The organism is Pseudoduganella aquatica, from assembly GCF_009857595.1.
Classification (GTDB): domain Bacteria; phylum Pseudomonadota; class Gammaproteobacteria; order Burkholderiales; family Burkholderiaceae_D; genus Rugamonas; species Rugamonas aquatica_A.
Genome location: NZ_WWCU01000075.1, coordinates 1 through 7466, shown reverse-complemented (window position 1 = coordinate 7466; position 7466 = coordinate 1). Strand labels below are relative to the sequence as shown.

Below are 7466 nucleotides of genomic sequence, written 5' to 3'. Positions count from 1 at the left end.
CCGTTCGACTTGCATGTGTAAAGCATGCCGCCAGCGTTCAATCTGAGCCAGGATCAAACTCTTCAGTTCAATCTCTGTTTAAAGTCATTGCTGACTTGGTCGCCCTTCAAAATAACTGACGATTCCTCTTGCGAGGTCACGTTTATTTCTTTTGTTGAGCGTTTAATAATTTGAGCTAAGAGGCTTGCGCCTCCGGCATCATCATCAAACGCCCACACTTATCGACTGTTAATTTTTAAAGAATTCTGCGTTACTTGCTGAAGCGTCTTGTTCAGCAGCAGAGAGGCGATATTATGAGGCTTGTCGTTTATTCCGTCAACCCTCTTTTCTCTTCTCTCCTGCGCTGCGTGTGTTCAGCAGCGCGGGGACAGAACTATAGCAAAGCCTGCCCTCACTTGCAACAGTGTTTTTGGAATATACTTTCCTTAGCAGCTATTCAACAGGAGTCAGGATGGTCCCCCACGAACTGCCGTCAGGAAGCCCTCCCACCATACTGGTGGTCGACGATTCCCCCTCCTTCCTGACCGCGCTGCTCGACCATCTGTCCTCCCGTGGCTTTCTGGTGCTGATAGGCCGCCATGCGGAAGAAGGCCTGATGCGCGCCGAGTTCGGCCTGCCCGACCTGATCCTCATGGACGTGGTATTGCCCGGCATGGATGGCTTCGAAGCCTGCCGCCGCCTGAAGGCCAACGAAGCCACCAAGGATATTCCCGTCATCTTCATGACCAGCCTGGCCGACGCGCGCCAGAAAGTCAGCGGCTTTGCCGCCGGCGGGGTCGACTACATCACCAAGCCCTTCCAGATTGAAGAAGTACTGGCCCGCATCAACACCCACCTGGATTTGCGCAAAGCCAACCGCGACCTGCAGCAGATGTTCGAGCAGCTGAACCGCGCCAAGGAGGAGCTGGTGCACAACGAAAAGCTGGCTGCGTTGGGCGCCTTGGTGGCCGGCATCTCGCACGAACTGAACACGCCGATCGGCAACAGCCTGATGATCGCCAGCGCTTTCGAGGACCAGACCAGCGAAATCCGCGCGCAGTTCAACCAGGGCGCGCCCATGAAACGCTCGGTGCTGGACAGCTATCTGGAAAATGCCAATACGGCGGTGGAGGTACTGGTGCGCAATCTGCACCGGGCGGCGGACATGGTATCCAACTTCAAGCAGGTGGCGGTGGACCAGACCAGCGCGCAGCGCCGCACCTTTCTGCTGGCCGAAGTCGTGTCAGGCAATGTGCTGACCCTGCTGCCCACCATACGCCGCACGCCCTACACCGTGACGCAGGACATTCCCCCCGCGCTGATGATGGACAGCTATCCCGGCCCGCTGGGCCAGGTCATCACCAACCTGGTGACCAACGCCATTACGCACGGACTCGATGGCCGCGACTACGGCACCATCGCCATCAGCTCCGGCAACGAGGAGCAGGACAGCGTGGTGCTGACCATCTCCGACGACGGCAAAGGCATCAGCGCGGACAACCTGCTGCACATCTACGAGCCTTTCTTTACCACCAAGCTGGGCGTCGGCGGCTCCGGCCTCGGGCTGCACATCGTGCATAACATCGTGAGCGACATCCTGGGCGGCCGCATCGACGTGCGCAGCACGCCTGGCGCCGGCACCACCTTCACGCTGACCCTGCCGATTACGGCGCCGATGCGCTAGCCAGCTCCTTCAGGCGCCTGCGGTTGTTCTTGATCCAGGCGGCCAGCGCGTTGCCGGGCATAGGCGCGGCCACCAGCGCGCCTTGCGCCATTTCGCAGCCCAGGCCGCGCAGCAAGGCCAGATCCTCCGTCAGCTCCACGCCTTCGGCCACGGCCGCCATGCGCATCTGGCGCGCGGCGCTGACCGACGCCCGCAACAGCGTCTGGCGCGGCGGGTATTGCGAGGCCTCGTGCACGATGACAGGATCGATGCGCAGTTCGGTCAGCGGGCAGCGCGCCAGCTGCTGCTGCGTGGTGTGCCCGGCCCGGTAGCCGCCCACCGCCAGCCCGAAGCCGCGCACGGCGAGGTGCGCCAGGTTGGCGATGCTGAGCGGCGCGCCGCCGGCGAGCACCGGTTCCGGGCACTCCCAGGTAATGGTGCGCGGCGCCAGGTCCAGCTCGCGCGCGAGGGCGCTGAGCTGGTCCACCTGCGCGCGGTCGGCCAGGGTTTCGGCCGGCAGCTTGATGGACACGCCCAGCGAAATCAGGCCGATCTCGTGCCAGGCGTGCAGCTGGTGCAGCGCCTGCCCGGCGATGGCGGCCGTCAGCGGCGCGATCCAGTCCGTGCCCTGCACCGCAGGCATGAAGCGCGCGGCGCGTATCAGGCCACGCTCCGGATGCATCCAGCACGGCAGCACATCCAACCCGCGCAGCATGCCGCTGGCAATCTCGATGCGCGGCTCGTAGTACGGCAGGAACTGGCCGTCCTCCAGCCCCGCCCGTACTTCCTCCGCCTGCGGCATACCGGTGGCTGAGGCCTGGCACAGCTGGTCCATGTCGGCGCGTTCCAGGATGTCGGCCAGGGCCTCGAAGTGCACCGGCTTGAGGGCGGTGCCCAGCAGGGCCAGGCGCGCCGGGCGCTGCGCCAGGCTGGCCTGCGCTTCGCGCAGGCGCTCCTCGCGCGCGCTGGCCACCAGCAGGCTGGCCGCCAGTTCCAGCTCGCAGATGTGGCGTATCAGCTCTATGCCCTCCATGCCGGGCATGTCCATGTCGGTGAGCACCAGCTGCACAGGCACGCCGCGCGCATTGAGCTTGCGCAGCGCGTCGATACCGTCGCAGGCCAGCAGCACTTCGCCGAAGCCGGCCTGGCGCAGCAGGCCGGCCATATGGTCGCGCTGGACGGGACTGTCCTCCACCACCATGGCCGTGCAGCCGCTCCAGTCAGCCATGGGACGCCTCAGGCCAGGAAGGAATTCATCTGCTGCACGATCTCGCGGCCTATCATCTCCAGCGTGACCGTGCGTTCCACGCCGCCGCGCTTGACCGCCTCTTTCGGCATGCCGTACACCACGCAGCTGGCCTCGTCCTGCGCCACCGTGTAGGCGCCGGCGTTGCGCATTTCGAGCAGGCCCGCCGCGCCGTCGTCGCCCATGCCGGTCATGATGACGCCCAGCGCATTCGAGCCGGCGCACTTGGCCACGGAGCGGAACAGCACGTCGACCGAAGGACGGTGCCGGTTCACCAGGGGACCGTCCATCACCTCCACGAAATACTGGGCGCCATTGCGGCGCAAGAGCATGTGCTTGCCGCCGGGCGCGATCAGCGCGCGGCCGGGCGCCACGCGGTCGCCGGTCTGCGCTTCCTTGACGGTGATCTCGCACACGGAATTGAGGCGCTCCGCAAACGCCGCCGTGAACTTCTCCGGCATGTGCTGCACGATGACGATGCCGGGCGAGACGCGCGGCAGCGAAGTCAGCACCACTTCCAGCGCCTGCGTGCCGCCGGTGGAGGTGCCGATGGCCACCACGCGCTCGGTGGTCTGGGTCATCGCGCGGCCGTCGCTGGCGGGGAGGATGGCGTCGGCGGTGAGCTTGGCCACCGGCTGCAGGGGCGTGGCGCGGCCGGCCAGGCGCCGCACATTGGCCACGGCGGCGGCGCGCACCGCCGCCACCAGTTCGTCCGAGCTGTCGTTCAGGAACTGCTTCAGCTCCAGCTTGGGCTTGGTGATGATGGATACCGCGCCGGCCGCCATGGCCTCCATGGTGGTCTTGGCCGCTTTTGCCGTCAGCGTGGAGCAGATCACCACCGGCGTGGGGCGCTCGGCCATGATCTTGCGCAGGAAGGTAATGCCGTCCATGCGCGGCATCTCCACGTCCAGCACGATCACGTCCGGCCAGACGGTCTTCATGCGCTCCATCGCCAGGATGGGGTCGGCCACCGCGTGCAGCACCTGGATATCCGGCGCCTTGTTGAGCAGGCCTGTGACGACCTGGCGCACCACCGCCGAATCGTCCACCACCATCACATTGATTTTCTTCATAAACGCTCCTTCAACGTCCTGCCGCGAAACGCGCCGGGCGGCCCTTGCCGCACCCACACATCGCCGGTTCCGACGTTGAAAATAATGTGGCGGTGGCCGATGCCGAACAGGCTTTCGGACACCACCGGTATCTGATGCATCCGCAGCAGGCGTTCGGCTGTTTCGCCGTTGCGCCGTCCTATTCCCCCGTTGTCGCTGCGCTCTATGCCCGGGAACATCATACCGCCGCCAAAGATCTTGGCCTGGCATTCCGCCGGATTGATGCCGGCCTGCTCCAGTTCCCCCAGCATCAGCTCCAGCGCCCCTTCGCAATAACGCCCGTTCAGGCGCCCCGCTCCTGGCTTGCCGTCCGCAGTCAGCAAAAAATGCGACATGGCGCCAAAGCGCGCCAGTGGATGCCAAAGCGTAATCGATACGCAGGAACCGAGCAAGGTTCGTATCCTGTGCCGTGCGTCGCCGACAAAGTGTTCGCCGGGCAGCAGGAAGACGTCGATGACAGCCATGCCGGCCTCACACCTTGCGGTAGACCGACGGCGCCATCACCTGCAGCGGGCCGGCCATGTCGTGCAGGCTTTCGGAATGGCCTATCAGCAGGTGGCCACCGGGGCGCAGGGCACCCAGCAGGCGCCCCACTACCTGGTGCTTGGTTTCGGGGCTGAAGTAGATCAGCACATTGCGCAGGAAGATCACGTCGAACTGCCCGAACTTGGGCGGCGTGGTCGAATTCAGGTTCACCTGGTGGAACTGCACGCGCTGGCGCAATTCGCGCGCCACCAGCAGCGTGCCGTCCTGGTCACCGATGCCGCGCAGGCAGTAGCGCTTCAGGTAGGCGGGAGGAATATGGCTGGTGCGCTCGCGTACATAATGTCCGGTGCGCGCCGCCGCCAGCACGCGGGTGCTGATGTCGGACGCGTACAGCTCCCATTCCTGCGCTCCCAGCACGTCGTCCAGCACCATGGCGATGCTGTACGGTTCCTCGCCGGTGGAACAGGCCGCGCTCCACACGCGGAAGGGGCGCCGCTCCGCGCGGGCCTCGCCAGCCAGCTTGCGCAGCAGATCGAAGTGCTTGGACTCGCGGAAGAAGTAGGTCTCGTTGGTGGTCAGCAGGTCGATGGCGGTCTGGGTTTCCGCCGGCGACTGGCCGCTCGCTATCATATTGAAATAGGCGCCGTAGGTGGCGAGCTTGTGGTGCGCCAGGCGCTTGGCCAGGCGCCCGCTGACCAGCGCCTTCTTTCCGGGCGCCAGCGTAATGCCGGCCACCTCGAAAATGAAACGCTGGAACTGGGTGAACTCCCGTTCGGAGATCGGCTCGGCGCTCATCGCTGCATCCCGCATTCCCTCTCCCTGTCAAAAGCGCGTGAACTGCGATTCGTCCGGTTCGCCGTCCGCAGCGTGCACCTTGCGCGGCGCTATACGCGAAGGAACTGCGCCGCGCGGCGGGGCCTTGCGGACAACGGCGCGGCCGCGCGCGGGCGCGCTGGCCGCCACCATGCCCACATTGAAGAAGGACATGGTGTGCTGCAGTTCTTCGGCCTGGCTGCTCATCTCCTCGGCCGTCGAAGCCAGCTCCTCGGAGCCGGCCGCGTTCTGCTGCGTGGTCTGGCTGAGCTGGCCCATCGCCATATTGATCTGGCTGACACCGGAAGCCTGCTCCTCGGATGCGGCCGTGATTTCCTGCACCAGGTCGGAAGTCTTTTTAATGTTCGGCACCATGGAATCAAGCAGTGTGCCCGCCTTCTCCGCCAGGTTCACGCTGCTGCCGGCAACCGCGCCGATTTCCTGCGCCGCTACTTGCGCGCGCTCTGCCAGCTTGCGCACTTCGGCCGCCACCACCGCGAAGCCTTTGCCGTGTTCGCCGGCGCGCGCCGCTTCGATGGCAGCATTCAGTGCCAGCAGATTGGTCTGGTAGGCGATATCGTCGATGATGACGATCTTGGTGGCGATCTGCTTCATGGCCGACACGGTTTCCTTCACCGCCGATCCACCCTCGGTGGCCTCCACCGCAGCCTTGCTGGCCATGGCGTCGGTAACCTTGGCATTCTCCGTGTTCTGGCTGATGGATGCGGTCATCTGCTCCATCGAAGCGCTGCTTTCCTCCACGCTCGCAGCCTGTTCGCTGGCGGCCTGCGACAGCGACTGCGCCGTCGCGCTGACCTGTTCGGAAGCGGCGGCCAGCGCGGCCGCGCTGTCGTTCACTTCGGACACTACCTGCGACAGCTTGGCCACCGCCGCATTGGCGAAGCCCATCATCTCGCCGAAAGCGCCTTCGTATTTCTTGTCTATGGTGCGCGTCAGGTCACCGCCGGCGATGGCCTCCATCATGCCCACCATATCGTCGATGCCGCCCTGGGTGGTGGCCACCAGCTGGTTCAGGCCTTCGCCCATCTCCTTCTGGAAGCCCTGCAGCCCTTGCAGCTCGATGCGGGTGCTGAAATTGCCCTTGTTGGCCGCCTGCACCGCAGCGCGCTGGCCGTCGATCACCTGTTTCAGCTTGTCCACCATATTGCCCATGGCGCGCAGCAGCTGGCCGGTTTCATCTTTCGCTTCGGACTGCAGCGACACGGCCAAGTCGCCGTCGGCCAGGCGGTTGGCGGCCAGCACCGCGTTATTCAGCGGCAGCGTAATACTGCGCGTGATGAACACCGCGCCCAGCACCGACAGTATCACCAGCAGCACCAGCGCCGAGGCGATAAGCTGGCGCGCGCGGGCGCTCACGGCGGTCATTTTCTCGTCGGCGGCCTTGGTGGTCTGGGCGGTAATTTTGCGCAGCTGGTCGAAAGCATCGGCCAGCGGCTTGTCGGCGCCGCTGACGGATTTGTCGAGCGTTTCGGCGTCGTTGACCTTATTTGCGCGAAGTTCAACGATTTTATTAAGAGCGTTGCGGTACAGGATGGTGTCCTGACGCACCTTGGCGAGGATGCGTTCCTCCTCCTGCGTCATGTGGCCGGTGGCCTTGTATTCATCGTCCACATTGTCGATGATCTCCAGCTGGGCGATCAGTTTCTTGTCATAATCTTCGCCGCGGAGCACATAGTTCTTGAACATCTGGACTGCGCTGCCCAGTGCCACCGAGCCCTTGGTGGTGGCGTTGGATTTGGCGATTGCATCTTCCTTGACGGTCTGCCACTGGCTGTTCATGGCAGAGATTTCGCTGTAGGCCATCAGGCCGAACAGCAGGGACAGGAGCGTGAGCAGTCCAAACGCAAAACCAAGTCGCTTCCCGATCGAGAATTTTCCCAGCATGGTCATCCCCCAAGTCTAGTTGTGACTCTCCATGCTAGGCCCAGGGCTGCATACAAGCAATAGCGGGTGGGGAAAAAGCACACTGCAAGCCACAAACGCAAAAAACCCCCACCGGATCACCGGAGGGGGTTCTTTATATAACTAGCCTGACGATAACCTACTTTCACACTGGTTGCAGCACTATCATCGGCGCAAAATCGTTTCACGGTCCTGTTCGGGATGGGAAGGGGTGGGACCGATTTGCTATGGTCATCAGGCTTTG

At 63.9% G+C, this 7466-nt stretch carries 6 protein-coding genes and 2 rRNA genes; 1 reads left to right on the top strand and 7 read right to left on the bottom strand.

What is annotated here, in order from left to right; translation table 11 throughout:
* Positions 1-69: ribosomal RNA gene (locus GTP77_RS29250) — 16S ribosomal RNA — on the bottom strand; the annotation flags it as partial.
* Between the two features lie 382 nt (positions 70-451).
* Between GTP77_RS29250 and GTP77_RS29245 the strand changes: the two genes are divergently transcribed.
* Positions 452-1663 (top strand): sensor histidine kinase, encoded by a 1212-nt coding sequence (locus GTP77_RS29245; protein WP_161075664.1) that lies wholly within the window; start codon positions 452-454, stop codon positions 1661-1663.
* Here GTP77_RS29245 and GTP77_RS29240 read toward each other — a convergent pair.
* From GTP77_RS29240 to rrf, 6 genes are all read right to left on the bottom strand, one after another.
* On the bottom strand, positions 1644-2870 hold the full coding sequence (locus GTP77_RS29240; RefSeq protein ID WP_161075663.1) for an EAL domain-containing response regulator: 1227 nt from the start codon (positions 2868-2870) through the stop codon (positions 1644-1646). The two genes, GTP77_RS29245 and GTP77_RS29240, sit on opposite strands and share 20 nt — an antisense overlap.
* A gap of 8 nt (positions 2871-2878) precedes the next feature.
* Complete coding sequence (locus GTP77_RS29235) at positions 2879-3961, bottom strand: protein-glutamate methylesterase/protein-glutamine glutaminase (protein WP_161075662.1); 1083 nt, start codon at positions 3959-3961, stop codon at positions 2879-2881.
* Complete coding sequence (locus GTP77_RS29230; protein ID WP_187358892.1) at positions 3958-4464, bottom strand: chemotaxis protein CheD; 507 nt, start codon at positions 4462-4464, stop codon at positions 3958-3960. Before GTP77_RS29230 ends, GTP77_RS29235 begins: the two co-directional genes overlap by 4 nt.
* Positions 4465-4471: 7 nt before the next feature.
* Positions 4472-5281, bottom strand: a complete 810-nt coding sequence (locus GTP77_RS29225) for a CheR family methyltransferase (RefSeq protein WP_161075666.1) — start codon at positions 5279-5281, stop codon at positions 4472-4474.
* A gap of 27 nt (positions 5282-5308) precedes the next feature.
* Entirely contained in the window at positions 5309-7204 is a 1896-nt protein-coding gene (locus GTP77_RS29220; protein ID WP_223149413.1) for a methyl-accepting chemotaxis protein, read from the bottom strand.
* 144 nt (positions 7205-7348) lie between these two features.
* Positions 7349-7461 (bottom strand): 5S ribosomal RNA (gene rrf, locus GTP77_RS29215).
* Positions 7462-7466: the final 5 nt, after the last annotated feature.